This window comes from Nitrobacter sp. TKz-YC01 (genome assembly GCF_047824785.1).
Lineage (GTDB): Bacteria > Pseudomonadota > Alphaproteobacteria > Rhizobiales > Xanthobacteraceae > Nitrobacter.
Map to the genome: position 1 here is coordinate 2116041 of NZ_CP181167.1, position 23617 is coordinate 2139657.

General features: G+C 62.0%; 19 protein-coding genes. 13 read left to right on the forward strand and 6 right to left on the reverse strand.

Annotated features, from left to right (window positions below; translation table 11 throughout):
* Positions 1–90: 90 nt before the first annotated feature.
* On the reverse strand, positions 91–3588 hold the full coding sequence (locus ACMYR2_RS09990; protein WP_347263051.1) for an indolepyruvate ferredoxin oxidoreductase family protein: 3498 nt from the start codon (positions 3586–3588) through the stop codon (positions 91–93).
* Between the two features lie 478 nt (positions 3589–4066).
* On the opposite strand from ACMYR2_RS09990, the gene ACMYR2_RS09995 reads away from it, so the two are divergent.
* The gene (locus ACMYR2_RS09995; RefSeq protein WP_347263052.1) at positions 4067–4327 is read left to right on the forward strand and encodes a hypothetical protein; all 261 of its coding nucleotides are present in this window, start codon (positions 4067–4069) and stop codon (positions 4325–4327) included.
* 189 nt (positions 4328–4516) lie between these two features.
* On the opposite strand, the gene ACMYR2_RS10000 is transcribed toward ACMYR2_RS09995, so the two are convergent.
* Positions 4517–6637, reverse strand: a complete 2121-nt coding sequence (locus ACMYR2_RS10000; protein WP_347263053.1) for a sodium-translocating pyrophosphatase — start codon at positions 6635–6637, stop codon at positions 4517–4519.
* A 249-nt stretch (positions 6638–6886) separates the two neighbouring features.
* The gene (locus ACMYR2_RS10005) at positions 6887–8080 is read right to left on the reverse strand and encodes a pyridoxal phosphate-dependent aminotransferase (RefSeq protein ID WP_416194086.1); all 1194 of its coding nucleotides are present in this window, start codon (positions 8078–8080) and stop codon (positions 6887–6889) included.
* A gap of 200 nt (positions 8081–8280) precedes the next feature.
* On the opposite strand from ACMYR2_RS10005, the gene ACMYR2_RS10010 reads away from it, so the two are divergent.
* The 9 genes from ACMYR2_RS10010 to aat all read left to right on the forward strand — a co-directional run bounded on the left by ACMYR2_RS10010 (position 8281) and on the right by aat (position 17188).
* Complete coding sequence (locus ACMYR2_RS10010; RefSeq protein WP_347263055.1) at positions 8281–9684, forward strand: M48 family metalloprotease; 1404 nt, start codon at positions 8281–8283, stop codon at positions 9682–9684.
* 44 nt (positions 9685–9728) lie between these two features.
* Positions 9729–10493, forward strand: a complete 765-nt coding sequence (locus ACMYR2_RS10015) for a DsbA family protein (protein WP_347263056.1) — start codon at positions 9729–9731, stop codon at positions 10491–10493.
* A gap of 360 nt (positions 10494–10853) precedes the next feature.
* Positions 10854–11324, forward strand: coding sequence for a type II 3-dehydroquinate dehydratase (aroQ, locus tag ACMYR2_RS10020; protein ID WP_347263057.1), 471 nt, complete (start codon positions 10854–10856; stop codon positions 11322–11324).
* Between the two features lie 41 nt (positions 11325–11365).
* A complete protein-coding gene (gene accB, locus ACMYR2_RS10025; RefSeq protein WP_347263058.1) occupies positions 11366–11851 on the forward strand; it encodes an acetyl-CoA carboxylase biotin carboxyl carrier protein in 486 nt (161 codons plus the stop codon).
* 25 nt (positions 11852–11876) lie between these two features.
* Positions 11877–13232 (forward strand): acetyl-CoA carboxylase biotin carboxylase subunit, encoded by a 1356-nt coding sequence (accC, locus tag ACMYR2_RS10030; protein ID WP_347263059.1) that lies wholly within the window; start codon positions 11877–11879, stop codon positions 13230–13232.
* 89 nt (positions 13233–13321) lie between these two features.
* A complete protein-coding gene (locus ACMYR2_RS10035) occupies positions 13322–14902 on the forward strand; it encodes a sensor histidine kinase (RefSeq protein WP_416192865.1) in 1581 nt (526 codons plus the stop codon).
* Entirely contained in the window at positions 14899–15339 is a 441-nt protein-coding gene (locus tag ACMYR2_RS10040; RefSeq protein ID WP_416192866.1) for a response regulator, read from the forward strand. The genes ACMYR2_RS10035 and ACMYR2_RS10040 overlap by 4 nt, the downstream gene beginning before the upstream one ends.
* Entirely contained in the window at positions 15336–16424 is a 1089-nt protein-coding gene (locus ACMYR2_RS10045; RefSeq protein WP_347263061.1) for a sensor histidine kinase, read from the forward strand. The genes ACMYR2_RS10040 and ACMYR2_RS10045 overlap by 4 nt, the downstream gene beginning before the upstream one ends.
* Positions 16425–16510: 86 nt before the next feature.
* Complete coding sequence (gene aat, locus ACMYR2_RS10050) at positions 16511–17188, forward strand: leucyl/phenylalanyl-tRNA--protein transferase (RefSeq protein WP_416192867.1); 678 nt, start codon at positions 16511–16513, stop codon at positions 17186–17188.
* A gap of 175 nt (positions 17189–17363) precedes the next feature.
* On the opposite strand, the gene ACMYR2_RS10055 is transcribed toward aat, so the two are convergent.
* Positions 17364–18293 carry a DUF2155 domain-containing protein gene (locus ACMYR2_RS10055; protein WP_416192868.1) on the reverse strand — a complete coding sequence of 310 codons (930 nt, stop codon included), beginning with the start codon at positions 18291–18293 and terminating at the stop codon, positions 17364–17366.
* Between the two features lie 311 nt (positions 18294–18604).
* Between ACMYR2_RS10055 and ACMYR2_RS10060 the strand changes: the two genes are divergently transcribed.
* Positions 18605–20437: a FecR domain-containing protein gene (locus ACMYR2_RS10060; RefSeq protein WP_347263064.1), complete on the forward strand. Its 1833-nt coding sequence runs from the start codon at positions 18605–18607 to the stop codon at positions 20435–20437.
* A gap of 48 nt (positions 20438–20485) precedes the next feature.
* On the opposite strand, the gene ACMYR2_RS10065 is transcribed toward ACMYR2_RS10060, so the two are convergent.
* Positions 20486–20896 carry an NADH:ubiquinone oxidoreductase subunit NDUFA12 gene (locus tag ACMYR2_RS10065; RefSeq protein ID WP_347263065.1) on the reverse strand — a complete coding sequence of 137 codons (411 nt, stop codon included), beginning with the start codon at positions 20894–20896 and terminating at the stop codon, positions 20486–20488.
* A 559-nt stretch (positions 20897–21455) separates the two neighbouring features.
* Here ACMYR2_RS10065 and ACMYR2_RS10070 point away from each other — a divergent pair.
* A complete protein-coding gene (locus tag ACMYR2_RS10070) occupies positions 21456–21737 on the forward strand; it encodes a GNAT family N-acetyltransferase (protein WP_041344961.1) in 282 nt (93 codons plus the stop codon).
* Positions 21738–21920: 183 nt separating this feature from the next.
* On the opposite strand, the gene ACMYR2_RS10075 is transcribed toward ACMYR2_RS10070, so the two are convergent.
* Positions 21921–22295, reverse strand: a complete 375-nt coding sequence (locus ACMYR2_RS10075) for a DUF3597 domain-containing protein (RefSeq protein ID WP_011315019.1) — start codon at positions 22293–22295, stop codon at positions 21921–21923.
* A gap of 344 nt (positions 22296–22639) precedes the next feature.
* Here ACMYR2_RS10075 and ACMYR2_RS10080 point away from each other — a divergent pair, with 344 nt between their 5' ends.
* Positions 22640–23569, forward strand: coding sequence for a DUF2189 domain-containing protein (locus ACMYR2_RS10080; protein WP_347263066.1), 930 nt, complete (start codon positions 22640–22642; stop codon positions 23567–23569).
* Positions 23570–23617: the final 48 nt, after the last annotated feature.

Below are 23617 nucleotides of genomic sequence, written 5' to 3' on the forward strand. Positions count from 1 at the left end.
TGGACCGGCTCCCGACGCTCCTGTATAGGCCGGATTGCCGCTTCGGGGAACAGGAAGACTGGACTGGCGGGCTGGCGGGCTGGCGGGCGCCTATTCCGCCGCCATCTGCCGCGGCACCACCGGCGGCGGATCCGTCAGGTCGCGCAGCAATTCCGCATGACGGACCCTGGCGTCGGCCAGGGCCTTTTCCTTCACCGGACCATAGCCCCGGATGCGGTCAGGCAGCGACAGCAGTTCGATCGCGGCTTCGATATTGGCCGGCGAAAGCCGGTCGAGCACCTCGGCCACATCGGTTTCGTATTCCGCTATCAGGCTGCGTTCCAGCCGGCGCTCCGCGCTGTATCCGAAAACGTCGAAGGCGGTGCCGCGCAAGCCTTTCATCTTCGCCAGCAAGCGAAATACCGGCATCATGAGCGACTTGTCATAGGACCTCTTGGCGGGCCGACCGAGCGCGTCCTTCTTGCCGTCGAGCAGCGGCGGCGCAAGATGGAAGCGAATTTTGTAGTCGCCTTCGAACTGATCGCTGACCTGCTTCCTGAAGCGGCCATCTGTATAGAGCCTGGCCACCTCGTACTCGTCCTTGTAGGCGAGCAATTTGGCGTAGCTGATCGCGACCGCGCGCGGCAAGGCGTCGCCGTAGCCACCCTCCTTTGCCGCCTGCCGGACCCGGCTCACCGTCGCCAGGTATCTGTCCGCAAGCCTCGCGTCCTGATATTCCGCAAGGTGCGCCGCGCGATGCACAACGATCTCGTCCAGCGACATGTCTCCCAGAGCCTTCGGCGGAGTCGCCTCGTTGGTCCCCTTCATCATCGCGGCAAGGCGAGCGGGACCCACCACCGCAAGCCGCCCAAGCCGGAACGCCTCGACATTCATTTTCACGGCAACGCCGTTCACTTCGATCGCCTGCTCTATCGCCTCCGAAGTCAGCGGCAGCAAACCCTTCTGATAGGCGTAACCCATCATCATCATGTTGGTGGCGATGGAATCTCCGAGCAGCGTCTCCGCCGGCCTTGTAAAGTTGAAGAAGGTGGAATCCTTGCGGAGCGCGGTCTGGAGGACGCGGCCGACCTTGCCGCTCTGAAAATTGAAGTCGCGATCGAGAACGAAGCCGGCGGTCGGAATAAGGTGAGTATTGATAAGACCGTAAGTGCGGCTCGACTCGCAGAGCGTGATCGTTTCCTTGGCTGCCGCGACCACCTCGTCAGCGGCAATGACGAGATCGGCCGTGCCGGTGACGATGCGCGAGCATGTCACCTCGGCGGGGTTTTGCGACAGCCGGACGTGGCTCAGCACCGCGCCGCCCTTCTGGGCGAGACCGGACATGTCGAGGATCATGCTGGCCTTGCCCTCGATATGCGCCGCCATGCCGAGCAACGCGCCGATGGTCAGCACGCCGGTGCCGCCTACCCCTCCAACTCCGATATTGTAGGGCCGGTCCAGCGAAGGCCGCGAAACCGGTTCGGGCAGATCGCCGATCTCGCCGAGGTCCGCCGGCGCGCGCTTTCGCAAGCGTCCGCCGTCGATCGTGACGAACGAAGGGCAGAACCCCTTGAGGCAGGAATAATCCTTGTTGCAGGACGACTGGTTGATGGTGCGCTTGCGCCCCATCTCGGTCTCCAGCGGCTCCACCGAAATGCAGTTCGATTGCACCGAACAGTCGCCGCATCCTTCACAGACTTGCGGGTTGATCAACACGCGGCGTTGCGGATCCTCCATGAGGCCGCGCTTGCGCCGCCGCCGTTTCTCGGCAGCGCACGTCTGCACGAATACGATGGCCGACGTTCCCTTGGTCTCGCGGCAGGTTTTCATGACTGCGTCGAGGTCATCGCGATGCGCGGTGCGGGTGCCGGGCGCGATGTCTGAAGCCGGATAGCTGTCCGGGTTTTCCGAAACCAGATAGATGTCGCGAATGCCTTCGGCGTGAAGCTGGAAGGTGATCCGTTGCGGCGACAGTTCGCCGTCGAAATGCTGGCCGCCGGTCATGGCAACGGCGTCGTTGTAGAGGATCTTGTAGGTGATGTTCGCTCCGGAAGCGATCGCCTGCCGGATCGCCAGACTCCCCGAATGGAAATATGTGCCGTCGCCAAGGTTGGCGAAGATGTGCTTCTCATCGGTGAATGGCGCGATACCGACCCAGGGCGCGCCCTCGCCGCCCATATGGGTATAGGTTTCGGTGTTGCGATCCATCCATATCGCCATGAAGTGACAACCGATGCCGGCCGTGGCGCGGCTGCCTTCGGGCACCTTGGTCGAGGTGTTGTGAGGACACCCCGAGCAGAAATACGGTACGCGGGTGACGGTCGTCGCCGGCTGCATTTGCGACGCCTGACGGCCGTTGAACCAGTCCGCCTTGGCGCGAAGCATCTCGGCGATTTCAGGATTAAGGTTCAGGCGCAGCAGCCGCTCGGTCAGGTATGTCGCCAGGCAAGCGACGCCCAGTTCCTGCGCGAACGGCAGGAAGCGCTTGTCGTGATCATCCATCTTGCCGATGATGCGTGGCCGCACGTCGTCGCGCCAGTTGAACAGCTCGCGCTTGATCTGGTTCTCGACGATCTCGCGTCGTTCCTCGACGATGAAAATCTCCTCAAGGCCGACGGCGAATTCCCGGATGCTCTGCGGCTCCAGCGGCCATGGCATTCCGATCTTCAGAAGCCGCAGACCAATCTTTGCGGCGACCTGCTCGGTAACGCCCAGTTCACGCAACGCCTGACGGATGTCCTCGTAGCTTTTTCCCGACGCCACGATGCCGAACCGCGCGTTCGGGGAATCCATGGTCACGCGATTGATGTTGTTGGCGCGCGCGAACGCGACGGCGGCAAAACCTTTGTGGTCCTGCAAGCGCAAGTCCTGGTCGTAACGGTCATCCGGCCAGCGCAGGTTCAGTCCGCCCGGCGGCATCTCGAAATCGGCGGGAATGACGAACGGCTTCATCTCATCGGTCAGATCGATCTCGGCCGTGGTTTCAACCGTCTCGGTGATGACCTTCATTCCGACCCAGCAGCCGGAATAGCGCGACATCGCGATGCCGAGCAGTCCCATCTCGATCATCTCGTGGATGCTGGACGGATAGAGATAGGGCATCAGCGCCGCGATGAACGCATGGTCCGACTGATGCGGCACCGTCGAGGATTTGGCGCCATGATCATCACCCGCCAGGCACAGCACGCCGCCGTTCCTCGCCGAGCCAGCCGCATTGCCATGACGGAATACGTCGCCGCAGCGATCGACGCCGGGCCCCTTGCCGTACCAGATCCCGACGACGCCGTCATGGCGCGCACCCGGCGACAGATTGACCTGTTGCGAACCCCAGACCGCTGTCGCCGCAAGGTCCTCGTTCACGCCCGGCTGGAACTTGATGCCGTGCCGGGCGAGATGACGGCGAGCGGCAAAAAGCTGCTGATCGTAGCCGCCGAGGGGCGAGCCGCGGTAACCGGAAATGAAGCCTGCGGTGTTAAGGCCTGCGGCACGATCGCGGCGGATCTGCGCCATCGGCAACCTGACCAGCGCCTGAAGGCCGGTCATGAAGACGTGCCCTGATCCCTGGGTGTATTTCTGATCGAGGCTGATCGGACCCTGATTGATACCCATTGCGCCGCCCTCTTCGTGCCTGGCCGCCCCCTTAGAGCTAGTGATGCGACTGCTTCAGAACCAGTCTTGTCGCCTCAAGAAGCGAACACTCGGGCAAACCAGGCGAGAGAAAACCAAGCATTAAAAGATCGCAATTTCGTTACGAAAAATTCGGACGCGGTTTCGGCTTATGTCTTTGCAATGAACTCTCGCGCAAGGACATGTCAGCCGGCGCGAGACACACATTGAAACGCGCGTCCGGCGATGATCGAGCCTCCCAGTCCGGCAAGGCCAGAGATGACAAATTTCAGCAGCCGGTAACTTGGGCGCTTCTTAACCATGTCCGTCGATGAACGATCGGGAGGCGGCTCTGTGCGTGTCGATACGCTCCGCGCTTCTTCAATGTTGATGCTGTCAGATTCTGGACAGAGTTATCGCCGACCTTCCGGGCGCGAATCACGACTGCCGCATTGTCGCGGCCGAACCAAAGGAAGATTTGATGAAATCAGTATTTGCAGCAGCCTTTCTCGTTGCCACCGTCGCCGCCTTCGGCATGGCGTACGCCATGCCCCTGGCTCCGCCAGCGCCGGGCGTGAATGCTGACGTCATTCAAGTCTCCCACGTCTGCCGTCGTGGCTTTCATCGCGGTCCGCGCGGCGTATGCATCGCCAACCGGCGCGGCCCGGCAGTTGATCGCCGGCAGCATCGCCGCTGCCGCTACTGGGGTCCGGGCCGCCGCGTCTGCCGCACCTGGTGGTAAGAAGCAGCCGCATTTATAGCGGCGCTCAAAGAAAAACCCGCGGCTTGGAGCCGCGGGTTTTTTCCTGTTGAATCGCTTCACGCGTCTTAGAGCATGATCCGATCAAGTTGAATCGGACCATGCTCCGAAAGCTATTGTTTGATCGCATTTTCTTGCGGCGAACCGGTATCCACTTCGCCGGAAAATGCGCTAGTGCGCCAGCACCGCCAGCAGCAGCAACGCCACGATGTTTGTGATCTTGATCATCGGATTGACCGCCGGTCCGGCCGTATCCTTGTAGGGATCTCCGACAGTATCACCGGTGACCGCCGCCTTGTGCGCGTCGGAGCCCTTGCCGCCATGATGGCCGTCCTCGATGTACTTCTTGGCGTTGTCCCATGCGCCGCCGCCCGATGTCATCGAGATCGCGACGAACAGGCCCGTCACGATCACGCCGAGCAGCATCGCGCCGACCGCCGAGAATGCCGCAGATTTTCCGGCAACGCCGCCGCCGGCGATCGCGTAGATCAGGAAGTAGACAACGATCGGCGACAGCACAGGCAACAGCGACGGAATGATCATTTCCTTGATCGCCGCCTTTGTCAGCAGGTCCACCGCCTTGCCGTAGTCGGGCTTGTCGGTGCCGCGCATGATGCCCGGCTTCTCACGGAACTGGCGACGCACTTCCTCGACGATCGCGCCTGCCGCGCGTCCCACCGCGGTCATGCCCATCGCGCCGAACAGGTACGGCAGCAGACCGCCGAACAGCAGGCCCACCACCACATAGGGATTGTTCAGGGAGAAGTCCGGATTGACGCCCTGGAAATAGGGGTGTTGCACGGCATCGCCGATGAAAAACTTGAGGTCCTGATTATAGGCGGCGAACAGCACCAGCGCGCCGAGACCGGCGGAGCCGATCGCGTAACCCTTGGTGACGGCTTTCGTGGTGTTGCCGACGGCGTCGAGCGCGTCGGTCGACTTGCGGACCTCCTTCGGCAGGCCCGCCATTTCGGCGATGCCGCCGGCGTTGTCGGTCACCGGACCAAAGGCGTCGAGCGCGACGATCATGCCGGCCAGCGCCAGCATGGTTGTGGTGGCGATCGCGATGCCGAACAGGCCGGCCAGACCGTAGGTCACCAGGATACCCGCGATGATGACGATCGCCGGAAGCGCAGTCGCCTCCATCGAGATCGCGAGGCCCTGAATGACGTTGGTGCCGTGCCCGGTCACCGAGGCCTTCGCAATCGACTTGACCGGACGATAGTCAGTGCCGGTGTAGTATTCCGTGATCCAGATGATCAGTCCGGTGACGACCAGACCGGCCACCCCGCAGGCGAAAAGATCGAGGCCGGTATAATCGACGCCCGCCAGCTCGCCGAAGCCGACCAGCGCGTAAATCACGGCGCCGACGCCGATCAGCGACAGGATGCCGGTGGCGATCAGGCCCTTGTACAGCGCGCCCATGATCGACTGGCTGTTGCCGAGCCTGACGAAGAACGTCCCGACAATCGAGGTGATGATGCAGATGCCGCCGATCGCGAGCGGCAGCGTCATCATGTTCACCAGCAGCGGCGAGGTCGCGAAGAAGATCGCGGCAAGCACCATGGTGGCGACGGCGGTCACCGCGTAGGTTTCGAACAGGTCGGCGGCCATGCCCGCGCAGTCACCGACATTGTCGCCAACGTTATCGGCGATCGTCGCCGGATTGCGCGGATCGTCTTCCGGGATGCCGGCTTCGACCTTACCCACGAGGTCGCCGCCGACGTCAGCCCCCTTGGTGAAGATGCCGCCGCCGAGGCGGGCGAAGATCGAGATCAGCGATGCGCCGAAGCCAAGCGCGACCAGCGCGTCGACGACCGTGCGGCTATTCGGGGCGTAACCCGCGCCGTGGATGAGATAAGCGAAATAGATCGTGACGCCGAGCAGCGCCAGGCCGGCGACCAGCAGTCCCGTGATCGCGCCGGCCTTGAAGGCAAGTTCCAGCCCGCCGGCCAGCGACTTGGTCGCGGCCTGCGCGGTGCGCACATTGGCGCGGACCGAAACGTTCATACCGATGAAGCCCGCCGCGCCCGACAGGATCGCGCCGATCGCAAACCCCACGGCGACCAGCACTCCGAGGAAGTAGGCAAGCAGCGCGAAGATCACGATGCCGACCATTCCGATCGTCGTGTATTGCCGGCGCAGATAGGCCTGCGCGCCCTCGCGCACGGCCGCGGCGATTTCCTGCATCCGCGGATTTCCCGCATCCGCCCTCAATACCGATGAGGTCGCCCAACCCGCATAAACGATCGAAAGCGCTCCGCAGAGCACGATCCCTACCAATGCTGTCATTGAATTTGCCTCAGAATTCCGGAAGTTGCCCCGACCACGCCGCGAGCCCGCGAACGGACGTATAAGGGAGGTCCGTTTTGTCGCAAGGCGACGTCAAATCGGGCGGGACCATGCCAAAATCGGACCTCCGGCGCAATGTCGGCTTTCGGCTAAACGACCGAATTCCGTAAGGAATTGCAATAAAATGCCGGGGACTTGCGGGCAGATTACCCCTCGCCGGCCGGGGTAAGCCGGACGGGCGCGAAGGCTTCAGGCCAGCCATTTCCCGATGCGCGCGACCGCCTCGTGCATCTCGGCGGCCGAACCGGCGTAGGAGAAGCGCAGGAACGAGCGGCCGCGCACGGGGTCGAAATCGACCCCGGGCGTCGCGGCAATGTGCGCCTGCTCCAGCATCCTGCGTGCGAAGTCATGGCTGTCCGTCGTGAACTTGGAAACGTCGGCATAGAGGTAGAACGCGCCGTCCGCGGGCAGAAACTCGCTCAAGCCGGCCTTCGGAAGACCCGCGATCAGGATGTTGCGGTTTTCCTCATAGCCGCGCTTCACGATCTCCATCTCCTCGCGGCCCGCGAAGGCTGCCTCGGCCGCGACCTGCGAGAGCATCGGCACCGAAATCGACAGGTTCTGCTGCAGCCGTTCGATCGTCCGCACCAGGTATTCCGGCGCGACCATCCAGCCGACGCGCCAGCCGGTCATGCAGAAATACTTCGAGAACGAGTTGATGATCAGCGCATGCGGCGACAGTTCAGCGGCGGTGACGGCGGGAAACGCATAGTCGAGACCGTGATAGATCTCATCGGAAATAAAGCGGATGCCTTCGCTTTCGGCGGCCGCCATCAGATGCGTGAGCGCCTCGCGCGACATCATCGTTCCCGTCGGATTTGCCGGACTGCCGACCAATACCCCCTTCAGCGGCGTCTTGCGGTGCGCGGCCAACAGCGCCTCGCCCGTCAGCGCGTGACGGTTGTCGCTTGAGGTTTCGATCAGCACCGGCTCGCAGCCGAGCGCCGTCAGGATGTGCCGGTACGGCGGATAGCCGGGCACCGACACCGCGACGCGGTCTCCCGGCTCGAACATCGAAAGAAACGCAAGGATGAATCCGCCCGATGATCCCGTCGTCACGACGATCCGCTCGCGGCTGACCGTGCAGCCGTAGAACTCGCGGTAGTGCCGCGCGATCCGTTCTCGCAGCGAGGGGATGCCGAGCGCGGGCGTGTAATCGATCCGGCCGGACTCCAGAGCGGCGCGGGCCGCGTTCAGCGCGGTTCGAGGCGCGGGCGCCGAAGGCTGCCCGACCTCCATGTGAATGACGTGTCCGCCTTCCGCCTCGATCCGCGCCGCCGCCGCCATGACATCCATCACCATGAAGGGTGGAACCTGGCTGCGGCCAGATGCCGCCAGCACGCGGGTATCCCGTTCTCTCACTGTCGTATCTACCCTGGAAATCTGTTAATGCGCTTCCGTCCGGTGTATTCCGCGTTCGACAGTTCGCTTGACGGATTCGCCGGAACGACGAGGCGAACTTATGAACCGCACCCTCAAGGCAGTCGCCTGAGCCGCGTTACCGCCGTATTCGGCAGGTTGTTAGGACATACAGCGTATTCGAACCAGCGCCAATGATTCCGAAGGCATTGACTAACGAAGATATGACCCGGCGTCCCGTCACTCCCCTGCGTCGTCCCGTCTCGAAGCTGATTGCGCTGGTCACCGCCTGCGCGATCGCGAACGCCTCCTTTCCGGCCCAGGCGCAACAGGACAAGGGTCTGCCGATGTTGCGCGATAGCGAGACCGAGCAACTGCTGCGCGACTATACGCGGCCGATCCTGCGCGCGGCGGGACTGCAGAAGCACAACATTCAGATGGTCATCATCAACGACAGGTCCTTCAACGCCTTCGTTGCCGATGGCCGCCGCATCTTCGTGAATTACGGCGCGATCTCGAAATCGACAACGCCGAACCAGTTGATCGGCGTGCTTGCGCACGAGACCGGGCATCTCGCCGGCGGCCATCTGTCCAAGTTTCGCGAGCAACTCGCCCGAACCCAGACCCAGCTCATCATCGCCATGCTTCTCGGCGCCGGCGCTCTCGCGGCCGGAGCCGGCCGCGGCGGAAGCAACAGCGCCGGCAGCAATATCGGCGCGGCCGCACTCAGCGCGCCTCAGGAAATCGCGCGCCGAAGCCTGTTGGGCTATCAGCGCCAGCAGGAGGAAAACGCCGACCGCGCCGCCGTCAAGTTCCTCAACGCCACCGGACAATCCCCCCGGGGAATGTACGAGACTTTCAAACGTTTTACCGATGAAAGCCTGTTCGCCGCGCGCGGCGCCGATCCCTATGCGCAGTCGCACCCGATGCCGGCCGACCGTGTCGCCTCGCTCGCGGAACTCGTCAAGACCAGTCCCAACTGGCAAAAAAAAGACGATCCGGCCCTGCAATTGCGTCACGACATGGTGCGCGCCAAGATTTCGGCGTTCATGGAGCGCGAGGATACGGTGTACCGGCGCTATCCGCGGTCCGACACCAGCCTGCCCGCCCGCTACGCGCATGCCATCACCACCTACCTGCATGGCGATCTTCGCTCGGCCATCGAGCAAATCGATGCGCTGATCAAGCTGCAACCCCAGAACCCCTATTTCCACGAGGTGCGTGGACAGGCTCTGCTTGAGGGAGGCCGCCCCGCGGAGGCGATCGCGCCGCTGCGGCGCGCCGTCCAGCTCTCGCATAACGCTCCGCTCATCGAGATGTTGCTGGGTCAGGCGCTCGTGGCTTCGAACAACAAGGCCAATGCCGACGAAGCCATCGCAATCCTGCGAACGGCGCTGGTGCGGGAGCCGGAGGCTCCGATCGGCTATTCGCAGCTTGCGATAGCCTACGGCCGCAAGGGCGATTATGCACAAGCCGATCTGGCGTCGGCTCAGGCCGCGTTCCTGCGAGGCGACAACAAGACGGCCCGCGAACTCGCATCACGCGCAAAAACCCGCTTCGCGATCGGCACGCCCGGATGGGTCAAGGCAGACGATATCGTCTCATCCAAGATTCCGGACAAGAAATAAGACCAGACGGCTCCGCCACGCGGCTCCTTTCAAAGGATTTGACAATGTCCCCTCTCCGTTTTCTCGCTCCCGCCCTTTTTGCGCTCGCGTTCGGCGCTGCGCCCGCCGCGTCCGCTCAGACCTTCTCCGACAGCCAGCGCGGCGAGATCGAACAGATCGTCAAACACTATCTGCTCGCACATCCCGAAATCCTTGAAGAGGTTTCGGCTGAACTCAGCAAGCGCCAGGCGGCTGCCGAAGCGCTCAAGCACGAGGCCGCCGTCACGGAGAACGCGAACGCCATCTTCAATTCACCGCGTGGCGTGACGCTCGGCAACAAGAACGGCGACGTCACCTTCGTCGAGTTTTTCGATTACAACTGCGGCTACTGCAAGCGCGCGATGCTCGACATGCTTGAGCTTATGAAGTCGGATCCCAAGCTCAAGGTCGTGCTCAAGGAGTTTCCCGTGCTCGGCCAGAGTTCGGTCGAGGCCGCACAGGTCGCTGTCGCGGCGCGAATGCAGGATCCCACCGGCAAGAAATACCTCGACTTCCATCAAAAGCTTCTGGGAAGCCGCGGTCAGGCCGACAAGGCGCGAGCACTGGCCGCCGCCAAGGAGGCCGGATTCGACATGGCCAGGATCGAAAAGGATATGACGAGCACCGAGGTGCGCGCCACGCTCGAGGAGAACTTCAAGCTTGCCGAATCCATGGGGATGAATGGAACGCCAAGCTACGTCATCGGCAAGCAGGTCGTCGTGGGAGCCGTGGGTCTCGAGAACCTCAAGGAGAAAATCAACACGGCGCGCTGCGGCAAAGCCTCCTGCTGATTGGCATGTCCTGATTTGAAGCAGCGCTCACCGGCGGGCCGGCGGTCGTACGGCCGGGTGCCCGCTTCGCCTGAAAGAGCCCCGAATCTGCTCCCTGCGATTCTCCGCTTCCTCCGGTCGTTTGCGGGTTCGCTCAGCGGCGCGGGAACCGGCTATCTGATACGCTCGTATGTCCGGTCGCGGCGTCCGATGTCGGTTAACGAGATATTTCCGTATGTTCTCCATGAATCCTCGCAAACAACGCGAGCTATCTCAAGCCGAATCAGGGAGTGTTCAGGCTTCCCCTTGACGCCCTTGTTACATATAACGGCCCGAACTGCGGCGTTCGGCGGCGGAAATGGCTGATTTTCGGGATTTCAGATGGCCAAGACGATCTACGTGCTCAACGGCCCGAACCTTAACATGCTCGGGACCCGTGAGCCGGATACCTATGGCCACGCCACACTTGCCGACGTCGAACAGCTTTGCGCCGAGACGGCCCAAAGTTTTGGACTGGTTGCGGATTGCCGCCAGTCCAACCGCGAGGGCGAACTGATCGATTTCATTCACGAGGCTCATGTGAGGAACGCGGCCGGTATCGTCATCAACGCCGGCGGCTACTCGCACACCTCCATCGCGCTTCACGACGCGCTGGTCGCGGTCAAAATTCCGACCGTCGAAGTTCATATCAGCAACATTCATGCGCGAGAGGACTTCCGTCATCATTCCTTCACGGCCAAAGCCGCGTTCGCAAGCCTGGCTGGTTTCGGAATTGATGGCTACCGGCTCGCGATCAATGGCCTTGCCGCCAAAATCGGCGCGGTAGACCCGTCGAACAAAGTCAAATCCTGACACATCAGCGTCATTCTCACAGAAAGTTTCGGATCGAGAACATGTCCCGCCAGCCCGGAGAACCTGCAAAAATCAAAACCGGCAACGATCTGCGCGAGGAGAGCGACGTGATCCGCGAACTCGCCGCACTGCTCGACGAAACCAGGCTCACGGAAATCGAAATCGAGCGCAATGGACTTCGTGTCCGTGTCGCACGCAACGTCACCGTCGGGGCGGCGATGCCGGCCAGCTATCAGGCCGCGCCGGCAGCTGCCCCCTCGCCGGCCGCGGGCGCCCCCGACGTCAGCAAGCATCCCGGCATGGTTCCCTCGCCGATGGTCGGCACGGCCTATTGGGCGTCGGAACCAGGCGCAAAACCCTTCATCGATGTCGGCTCGAAGGTCACCGCAGGCCAGACGCTGCTGATTATCGAGGCCATGAAGACCATGAACCAGATTCCGTCGCCTCGGTCCGGCACCGTCACGCAGATTCTCGTCGAGGATGGCCAACCCGTCGAGTTCGGCGAGCCGCTGGTCATCATTGAATGACGCCGTTCGAACCGCGGACGCAGTGATGTTCGATAAAATCCTGATAGCCAATCGCGGCGAGATCGCCCTGCGCATCCTGCGCGCCTGCAAGGAGCTGGGTATAGCGACCGTGGCGGTCCATTCCACCGCCGACGCCGACGCCATGCATGTCCGGCTCGCGGACGAAAGCGTCTGTATCGGGCCGCCGCCGACGAAGGACAGCTATCTCAACATCCCGGCGCTGCTGGCAGCCTGCGAGATCACCGGCGCCGAAGCCGTGCATCCCGGATACGGCTTTTTGTCCGAGAATGCCCGTTTCGCCGAAATTCTCGCCGACCACCGCCTGCATTTCATCGGCCCCAAGGCCGAACACATTCGCCTGATGGGCGACAAGATCGAAGCCAAGAAGACCGCGAAGCGGCTCGGTATTCCGGTTGTCCCAGGCTCCGATGGCGGCATCGGTCCCAATGACGACGCCATGGCGATTGCCAAGGCGATCGGCTTTCCTGTCCTGGTGAAAGCGGCCGCCGGCGGCGGCGGGCGCGGCATGAAGATCGTCAAGACACCCGACGACCTGATGATGGCGATCTCGGCCGCGGGGAACGAGGCCCGGGCGGCGTTCGGCGACGCCTCCGTTTATCTGGAAAAATACTTGCAGAAGCCCCGCCACATCGAAATCCAGGTGCTTGGCGACGGGCGCGGCGGCGCCATTCATCTCGGAGAGCGCGACTGCTCGCTGCAACGGCGCCACCAGAAGGTCTGGGAAGAAGGCCCCTCGCCCGCGTTGACGGCGGCAGCCCGAAACAAAATCGGCGAAATCGTTGCCAGCGCCATGAGCGAGATAAAGTATCTCGGCGTCGGAACGGTCGAATTCCTCTACGAGGACGGCAGATTCTATTTCATCGAAATGAACACCCGCATTCAGGTCGAGCATCCGGTCACCGAGATGATCACCGACATCGACCTGGTGCTGGAGCAGATCCGCATCGCCGCCGGCGGCGACCTTCCCGCCCTCCAGAAGGAAATCGCTGTAAACGGCCACGCCATCGAGTGCCGCATCAACGCGGAAAACCCCGTTACCTTCCGCCCCTCTCCGGGCAAGATCATGCAATTCCATGCGCCGGGCGGGCTCGGCGTCCGGATCGATTCCGCTGTTTATCAGGGGTATGTGATCCCGCCCTACTACGACTCGCTGGTGGGCAAGCTGATCGTGCACGGCAAGACGCGCGCCGAATGCCTGATGCGGCTGCGCAGGGCCCTCGATGAGATGGTCGTGGAAGGCGTCGAGACCACCCTGCCGCTGTTCCGGGCGCTGGTCCGCGAGGCAAGCATTATCGACGGCGACTACCATATCCATTGGTTGGAGCAGTATCTCTCCAGCGGCGGTCTGACCGGAACCTGAGCCGCTTCGAACCCGGACCAGATTTTTTTTAGGAACAAAAGGCCCGGAACCGGTTGCGCGCTGAGGGGTTTATCAAATGGCTGACGACCGTGCGGGGGCGATTTAGACTGTCTCGATCCGAACACGATGAAATCGCGGCGCCGCGAGCCAGATCGTCGCGCCCCGCGCTCAGCCAGCTGATCCTGCTGACGGCAGGTCTGGTGGTCCTGACGTTGATCAGCGCCATTTCCATCTATCTGGTCAACAAGGCGCGCGACGACACCCGCTGGGTCCTGCACAGCATGGAAATCGAGAATGAAATCTCACTGGCCCAGTTGCAGATACAGCGGGCGGAAAGTTCGCAACGCAGCTTTCTGCTGACGCAGCACCCGGAATTCCGCGCCGCGTTCGAGGAAGCATCCGGCCGTATTCCGCAGAGCTTCGAACGGCTGAGGACGCTGACGAGAGAAAACCCTTACCAGCAACAGCGGCTCCAGCAAATGATCCCGCTGACCGATCAGCGGATCGGGCAACTGCGGCAGGGCATTGATCTCGCGCTGACGAACAGGCTGGATCAGGCGGTTGAGAGCGCGCGACAAGAGGCCGGTCAGGACGCGACGCGACAGATCCGTGATCTGGGGACCGAGATGCGAATCGAGGCAAATCGCCTGCTCGCGGCGCGGACGGCTTCAGCCGATGTCAGCCAATCGCGTTCGGCGCTGATTACGAGCGTCGGTTCGGGGCTGGTCGTGCTGTTCGCGGGGCTTTCGATCTATCTGGTGCGGCGGTCGAGCCGGGAACGCGACCTGGCTCACGCCCGGCTGCGCGATATCAATCTCAACCTGGAATCGGCCATCGAGAAGCGGACCAGCGATCTGCGGGAAGCCAACGATGAAATCCAGCGTTTTGCCTACATCGTCAGCCACGACCTGCGCTCGCCGCTGGTCAACATCATGGGTTTCACCAGCGAGCTGGAGGAACTGCGGGGTGACATTTTTCGCCGGATCGCGGAACTGAGCCGGGCGAACGGCCTCCCGCCTCCGGGCGTGAGCGATCCAGCCAGCGCGGCCGAACCGGTTCTCGATGGACCGGACGAGCAACTGTCGCAGGATTTCAACGAGGCTCTGGGATTTATCAAGTCGTCGATCGCCAAGATGGACCGTCTCATCGGCGCGATCCTCAGCCTTACCCGCGAGGGCCGGCGCGAATTTCATCCCGTTTCGATCGCCATGCGCGACCTGATCGAGAGCATCGTATCCACGGTGGCGCATCAGGCCGCCGAGGCGGACGCCGAGATCCGGGTCGAGCCATTGCCGGATATTGTCACCGACCGCATCGCGATCGAACAGATCTTCTCAAATTTGATAGACAACGCCTTGAAATATCTCAAACCTGGCGTTCCCGGCGACATCGCTATCCGTGGCCGGCGCAAACTGGGTTTTGCTATTTTCGAGATCACTGACAACGGTCGCGGCATCGATCCGAAGGATCACCAAAGGATTTTCGATCTGTTCCGCCGGGCGGGTCCGCAGGATCGGCCGGGCCAGGGTATCGGACTTGCGCACGTCCGTGCATTGGTCCGAAGGCTCGGAGGAACCATATCAGTCTCGTCGGAGCTTGGCGCCGGCACCACGTTTACAGTTACGCTGCCCAGTTCTTGGGTGGGCACAAACCGGGACCAACAATCATGAGTACGCCAGTCACCATCATCATGATCGAAGACGATGAGGGTCACGCCAGGCTGATCGAACGGAATATCCGGCGTTCCGGTGTCAACAATGAGATCAAGTCGTTCACCAACGGTACAGAAGCCGTCAACTACCTGTTCGGCGCGGATGGCAACGGCCTTCCCCATAAGGGAGAGTCGCTGCTTATCCTGCTCGATCTCAATCTTCCTGACATGACCGGCATCGAGATCCTGCGGCGGGTAAAGGAAAACAGATACCTGAAGTACGCGCCGGTGGTCGTGCTGACGACAACCGACGATTCGCAGGAGATCAAGCGCTGCTACGAGCTCGGATGCAGCGTCTACATCACAAAGCCGGTGAACTACGACAATTTCGCCAACGCGATCCGGCAACTCGGTCTGTTTTTCTCCATCATTCAGGTACCTCAGGCCACTCCATGAAAGTCAAGCCTACCCTCTTGTATGTGGATGACGACAAGGCGCTGGCTCGTCTGGTGGAGCGCGGCCTGACGCGCCACGGATTTTGCGTGGAGTACGCGTCCGACGGCGAGGCTGGACTCGCACGGATCGCGCAGGGCGGCATCGATGTGATAGCGCTCGACCAATACATGCCCGGCCTGGACGGGCTGGAGACGCTGGGCCGGATTCAGGCAATTCCCGATGCGCCCCCCGTGGTGTTCGTCACCGCCTCGCAAAACTCGAAAATCGCCGTGACCGCGCTCAAGGCGGGAGCCGCCGACTATCTCGTCAAGGATACGTTCGGCGAGTTCGTTCCGCTGTTGCATGTCGCGGCCGAAGTGGCGATCCGGCAGGCGCTCGTTCAGAAGGCGCGCGACGAGGCCGAAGCCGAAGTCCGCGCCTCACGCGACCGCTATGCGGCGCTGGCCGCCGAGCGCGAGATGCTCTTGCGCGAGGTCAATCATCGCATCGGCAACAGTCTCCAGATCATCGCGTCGCTGCTGCATCTGCAAGCCAATTCAAGCCCCGAGGAAGACATCAAGGCCGCCCTCACCAACGCCATGGGACGGGTGGCGGCCGTCGCGCAGGTGCATCGCCGGCTCTACACGTCGCACGACCTGAACAGCGTCCTGCTGAACCAGTACCTCGAAGCGCTGCTTGAGGATCTCCGGCGCTCCACCGAGGGCAACCGGATGTCGCGCCTCGACCTGAAAGCCCAGCCCGTCGAGATCGATCCCGATCGCGCCGTGGCCATCGGGATCATCGTCAACGAACTGGTGATGAATGCGGTCAAATACGCCTATCCGGATGGCCCCGGCCCCATCCACGTCGAACTCGCGACCGATGGCGATGATGTCATGCTATCAATCACCGATGACGGCGTCGGCCTCAATGCAAGGAGCGATCCGCGCTCGACCGGAATGGGCCAGCGGATTGTTTCAGCGATGGCGCAGAAGCTCGACGCTCAGGCCGAACGCGACCCCGCCCACGCGGGCACGCGCATCGTGCTGCGGTTCCGCGGTGGAACTGCCCAGGTCACGAAACCGCTGCCCGCGACGGCGGCATGAACACGGCGCAAGCAGTTTGAAACCGCGCTCCGCGCGCGCCAGATTATCGACGCGGAAACCTTCCAGTTCTGCTATAAGATAACCGGATGTCCCGCGAGACCGCCTCATCCGAGATCACGCCCGAACTGCTGCTGCGCGCCTATGCCTGCGGCATTTTTCCGATGGCGGAAAGTGTCGACGACCCGACGCTGTTCTGGGTCGAGCCGAAGATGCGCGGCGTGGTTCCCCTCGAGAGCTTTCGAATTCCGTCGCGCCTCGCGCGCACCGTTCGATCGGACAGTTTCACCGTAACCGTCGATACAGCTTTTGACGCGGTGATCAATGGCTGCGCCGCGCCACAACCCGGCCGCGACAACACCTGGATCAACCATCGGATCCGTGAACTTTATATCGGCCTGCACAAGCTCGGCCACTGCCACAGTGTCGAGGTCTGGCAGGACAATGAACTGGCCGGCGGTCTCTATGGAGTCAGGCTCGGCCGCGCGTTTTTCGGCGAGAGCATGTTCCATATCGTGCGGGACGCGTCGAAGGTCGCGCTCGTGCATCTGGTCGCCCGATTGATCGCCGGAGGTTTCGTCCTGCTCGACACGCAGTTCGTAACCGACCATCTGCGGGGGTTCGGCGCTATCGAAATCCCGCGCCGGCGCTACCGGGCGTTACTGGACGTCGCACTGGAAGGCCGGGCCGATTTCGGGACGCTGCCGCTCGACCGGCCGGTGCCGGGCGTGGAAGCACTCAAGGCCATCGCCGCCCGCCGCTCTTGAGAGCCTTACCGCCTCTGATGGAATCAGAAGCGATAATGCTCTAGAGCGTTTTCAAGCGAAGTGGACACCGGTTCGCGTGAAGAAAACGCTCCAAATCAAAATTATAGAGCCCGCTTCTGATTCTATCAGAAGCGGAAAGTCTCTAGGCGCGAGCGGAAAAGCGGAACACCCCACTCTACCTCTGGAACGGCGGGAAGAAGGAATTGCCCTGCGGTTGCCGCTGCGGCGGAGGCGTTGGCGCAGGTTGCGGCGGCGGCGCGGGTTGACGCGACTGACGGGTCGATTGCCGCGATCGCCTGGCTGGCGGCGGCGGTGGCGGTTTCGGCTGATCCGGCTGCTCGGCGATAACGGTCGTCTCCGGATCCTTGCAGTCGGTCAGCCAGACATCATAGATCGGATGCTCGACGCCATGCAGGCCGGGGCTCGACGCGAACATCCATCCGGAGAAAATTCGCTTCACCTCGCCCTGAAGCGTGATCTCATCGACCTCGACGAAGGCGTCGGTATTCGCGGCCTCGGTCGCGGGACGAGTGTAGCAGGCGTTGGTTTTTACCCGCAGCGCGCCGAACTGCACGGTCTCTCCGACATCCTCGTCGAAATGGATGATGCGGCCGGTGATCTTATCCAGGCCGGAGAATACGGCCTTCTTGTTGACAATCCTCTCGGCCGGCGCCTCGGTGACGACCTCATCGCCGGGCTGCAGCGTGGCCGGCGCCGGCGGAGCAGGTCTCGCGGCGTTCTGTTCGGGAGCCTGACGGGATGATGGCGGCGCAACGGCACCGCTCCCCGGAGCATTCTGCGGAGCCACGGCGGTTCCGGACGGCGGCGGCAGCGGCTGAGACTGAACCGGACCGGGCGGCGGAGCACCCTGCCCCGGCGGCAGACGCATCGGCGCCGGGAGCACGCGCCCCTGTGGCGGCAGTTCGGGCACCTCTTCCTCGTCATCCTCAGGCGCGGCCTGCCCCTGCGGAATAGCTCCGGGCGGACGCGGCGGCGGATCCGAGAAGATATTCCCGATCTGGGCGCGCGCGGAAGGCGGGGCCACGACAAGGGCGACGCCTGCAAAAGCCGCACAACCGGCTATAACAATGGTTCGAAATATCATGCGCGGCTTTGTGAGGCTCGAATCAGGGCCGGACCATTGTACAGGGATAAAGGCTCCAAGCCGCTCGCAGCAATCCGGTTAACACGTCGATTGCGGCGGGGAAAGGGCGACCTGCTCCGCGTCCACTGGCGACTGCTGCGGCTCGCTCGATCAGAGGCGGAAAGGCTTTGAGGCCCACCGTGGATTTACAGCAACAGACGCCATCAATCGGCGGCGGATAGCGACCTGATGGACGATTGGGGGTTGGCGCATTCGGATTATTCAAGCGTATACTTGCCCGGATTTGTCTGTTCTGAGTGTCGGGAGTTGCCATGACCCGGGCGGGGGCGCATTGGATCGCGATGACGGCGGCGGCGCTGGCGCTTGGGGGCACGGCGGCGCAGGCTCAGCAGGTCGGCACGGCATCGGCGGTCAACCCTGCCGCCACCGCCAACCTGAAGACCATCACCATCGGCCAGTCGATCGCCCACAAGGAACGTATCCAGACCAGGTCCAGCGGCTCGGTGCAGTTGCTGTTCCTTGACAAGACGTCGATGACCATCGGTCCGAACAGCGACCTCACAATCGATGAATACGTCTATGATCCGAACGCCAACACCGGCAAACTGGCGGCCACTCTCGGCAAGGGCGCGCTGCGTTTCGTAGGCGGCCAGATCAGCCACAGCGGCGATGCCGAAATCAAGACCGGGACGGCCTTGATCGGCATTCGCGGCGGCGTGATGATGACCGATGGCAAGGGCGGTATCTATGCCGGCTACGGCACAATGACCGTCTCATCCGGCGGCCAGACCGTCACCCTGGGCGCCGGCGAATTCACCCAGACGCAGGCGGGCAGTTCCCCTACGCCACCCGGCCTGCCGCCGCCAGGGTTCGTGCAGCAGCTGATCGCATCGTTCCAGAGCGCCGCCGGTCAAACAGGCGGAACACGCGCCGGCTCGGCTTCGGCGAAAAATGTCGCGGCCGCCGAACACAAGGCAACCGGATCTCCCGGCGGACTGGTCGCCGGGTCGGGTGCTCCGCCCTCTCCCGCTCCACCCACCATTATTCAGCAGATCAACGCAATCACATCAGCCTTCACGGAGGCGATCCAGACATCCAATCAGGTGACCGGGGCGCAGCAGATCGCGCACGATCATCCGCCCGGCGGCGACCACCACCCGCCCCCGACAAACAATATCCCGCCACCGACAAATAACGTTCCGCCGGGGGCGCTGAGCGGATATGTCGGCGGACTGGTCTACACGAGATCAAGTGAGGGCGAACATTCCTCAGATCACGGCGGGAACGGTGAGCATGGCGTGAGCCATGAAATTCCGACCAACATCAATCCCGTCACCGGGACCGCGGAAATCACCCTCGACACCGCCAACAAACGTGTCCAGGCTAATCTTAACACCTACCGTAACGATCCAAACAATCAAAACAATCCGTTCGCGCAGCTTGCCGAAACGGTGCATGAATTGTTTCAGTTCGGATCGACAGGGTCGAGCGGCCCCGCTAACAGCGTCTATGTGGACCACGATAATTTCTACGCGAACACGCCCGAGAACCACGAGGTCAACGGCACCAAGGTCAGCGGCGTTCTGGTGTCCGGCAACGGCATCGCGACAAACCCGATCGTTAGCGAGACAATTCCGAACCTGACGCCGTGCCAGTGCGACTATACCCGCTGGGGTTTCTGGATGGCTGACGAAAGCGATACCAGCACCAGTGCGCCTACATCATACAAGACAACCTTCGGCACCTGGGTCGCCGGCCGGCCGGTGGGCAGTATCGGCGATGTGCCGACGACCGGCGCCGCAACCTACACCGGCCATGTCGTCGCCAACGTGAATAATGCAGGCTTCGTTGCCGGCGGGTTCTCGAACAACGTCAATTTCGGGACGCGCACCGGCGCGGTGAGCGTGACCGGTCTCGACAACACAAACTATTCCGGCACCGTGAATTTCAACACCGACCCACGCAATTTCGGCGGCACGATCAACAGCACCAATATCGAGTCCGACGGCCGCAGGATGGCCATTGACGGCAGCTTCTTCCAGGGCCCGCACAGCCCGGTCGGCGAGATGGGCGGACGCGTCGCAATCTCCTCCGGCGCGAACAATTATTTCGGCAGCGGCATTTTCGCGGCTACCAAACAGTGACAGCGCGCGCTCGTAGCTGATGCGTCTCCGCGCGGGAAGCGGATGTTTCTACTGACCCGGTGTCCAGGGCTGATAATCGCCGGTCGCCTTTGGCCGGCGGCCGCTCGCCAGCGTCGAGCCGGAAGGTCGATAGGCTGCCGGCGTCCCCGTCATGTTCGGCACATGCGGCTTCTGCCATTCGCGCGGCTGGTAGTCCTCCTTGGTCGGCGGAACATCGACGACGTGATGAATCCAGCCATGCCATTCCGGCGGAATGCGGGTGGCTTCCGTGTAGCCATTATAGATCACCCAGCGGCGCTCGAAGCCAAGCGCCGGGTCGATCCGCCCGCCGCGCGTCCGGTAATAGCAGTTGCCCTCGCTGTCTCTGCCGACGAGTTCACCGAACCGCGCCGTCCAAAGCTGCGTGCCGAAGGTCTGGCTATTCCACCAGGTAAAAAGCTTGAGGAAAAACTGCTTCATTGCCGGAAATCCGTCGCGGGGTATCACGGAACTCCCCGCAAGGAGTCCGCGATTATCATTCTGTTTCGATTTGATGACATCCCGCCGCGGCCTTGTCCAGCCGAACGCGGCCAAATAGCGCGCCCGGCCGCGCCAAACGGGACGTAAATTAGCGTTTTCGAGCGAAGCAAGTCCTCGGGCTTGACCCGAGGATGGAATCCGGTTCGCGTGAAGAAAACGCGTCAAAACATAAAGATGGAGTCCCTCACCGCTTCCATGAAGTGGCGAAGGACTTTAGAGCGGCGGCCGGTCAAATGGAATCAGCGCCGCCGCTCCAGTTAATTGATTGAGCATCGGATTTATCCCGAAACCGGTTCCCACTTTCGGGTCCGATGCTCTAGCGGGTTGCGCCTGCGGCCCGCACGCCTTAACCCACTCTCTTATCCAAGCCCCGTCCGGCGCTGATCGCGCGGGCCGCGGGCGCAGCAACGGCAGGCCGCAGGCTCTGCGCTGTCGTTGACTGGCTCCCGAAAACTTTGAATGTTGCCTCTCACAGGCAAGAAAGAATAAAGGCTGCGAAATGTCCGAAGTCGTCAACAACATGGAAAAACATCGCTACGAACTCGAAGTGGACGGGCTCGTTGCCGCGACCTACTACCGATTCCTGGACGGTGTCCTCGTCTTCACCCACACTCAGGTGCCGCCGGAACTCGAAGGCAAGGGCGTCGGTTCGGAACTGGTGAAGGGCGCGCTGGATCAGGTGCGCGCGGATAAATTCAGGGCCAGCGCTCAATGCCCCTTCGTGAAAGCGTGGCTCGAGAAGAACCCCGATTACGCCGATCTGCTGCGTCCGAATTTGTGAGACAAGGCGAGGCTTCGTCTGGAGCAGTTTCGCTTCTGGTTGAATCAGAAGCGAAGTTCCAGATGTTGTTTCAACGCCGGTTTTCGGGAGGGATCACGCTCAAACAAAAAAGATAAGCAGCGAGTCTGATTCAACACCGTTGGAACAGACTCTAGTTTTCCTCCGAAAATGCGTGCTGTCTGATTACTGCTTCATGTCGGGCGGCAGCTTGCCCCCATTGGCTGCGAGCTGAGCCATCATCTGCTTATGCAGCCAGACGTTCATTGCCGCGGAATCGTTGGTGTCGCCCGGATATTTCAGATCCTTCGCCAGTTCCTTGCGCGCGCTCAGGCTGGAGTCGACATCAAGCGCCTTCATCAGATCAACGATCGAGGTTCGCCATGCCAGCTTTTCCTTCTTGGCGGCGACAGCCTTGTCGAGAATGGCCGCCACGTCGACGCTCTTGGCGGACGAGCCCTCCGGCGAGGGCGCAGTCCCGCTGCCTGACTCTCCCGCCGGTGTTGCCGCTTCGGCGTGCGAGCCGAAAATGGCGCCCATGATCTTTCCGAATATGCTCATTGTGCCGCTCCCAATAGCTTTAGCCGTGTACCGACTCCAAAGCGGAAATCCCGCATCTGTTTCCGCCGGATCGTCAAAAGAGTAACCGGCTCATCGCGGCTTGCCAATGCGAACGATGCCGGGCCCTCCCCCTGGCATCTGGCATCCTCCCTGCGATGAAAAAAGTCACTCAACCGTGAGCAACCAAGATCACGGATCCGAATTAGAATGGTGACAGTACAGGTCGCGGCAGGACCAGGTTGCTTGCCTTCGCGTCTGGTCTTGATCCGTGATCCGTTTCCGAAGGGGCGACCTCGCGCCTTCCGGCGGCCAGAGATCGACCCCGCGAAAGGGAGACAACGAACATGGCCACCTCTTATCCTGTCGACGTTACGTCGCATTCCGGAATGGCCGGCGCAGACAGACCAGTTGTCCGTCACATCGGCTTATCCGATCTGTTCGATGCATTGCGGCTGGGCTGGGAAGACTTCAAAGCGGTTCCCAGCCACGCCATCGTTCTCTGCGTTATCTATCCCATAATCGGAATTCTGCTGTGGCGGATGGTGCTCGGCTACTCGGTCTTGCCAATGCTGGTTCCGATCGCCGCCGGCTTTGCCTTGGTCGGGCCGTTCGCGGCGCTTGGACTTTATGAACTGAGCTACCGGCGCGAACTCGATATGGACGCGTCAGCCTGGCACGCATTCCGCGTGCTACGGGCGCCGTCGTTCGGATCGATGCTTGGACTGGGCGGCGTGCTGCTGGTCATCTTCTTCATATGGGTGGCGACAGCTCGCGCGATCTATGTGTCCACCTTCGGCAACACCCCGGCGGCGGCCATTCCCGACTTCCTCACGCAGGTTTTCACCACGACCGAAGGCTTGCAAATGCTCATGATGGGCGTCGGCGTCGGATTCCTGTTCGCAGCCGTGGCCTTGTGCATCAGCATTGTGTCGTTCCCGCTGATGCTTCATCAACACGCTGACATGACCGATGCCATGCTGACGTCGATGCGCGTGGTGGCGAAGAATCCAATCGCGGCGGCGGAATGGGGTCTGATCGTTGCCGTCCTGCTGACGCTCGGGTCGATTCCCTTCTTCCTCGGTCTCACGATCATCATGCCGTTGCTCGGTCATGCGACGTGGCATCTCTATCGCAAGGCGATCGAGAGTCCCTTAACGTCGTCAGCGCACGAGCCTCGGGAAACGGAGAAGGAAAAACGCTACGCAGCCGATTTCCCGTCGGTCCTGTTCCCGCCTTACGGGCGCAAGCACCGGTTCTTCGATAGTGCTGATTGATGGGAAGACGTTCGCTCTCGCAAAGGCTGTGTCGGTGTCAGGAGCTTC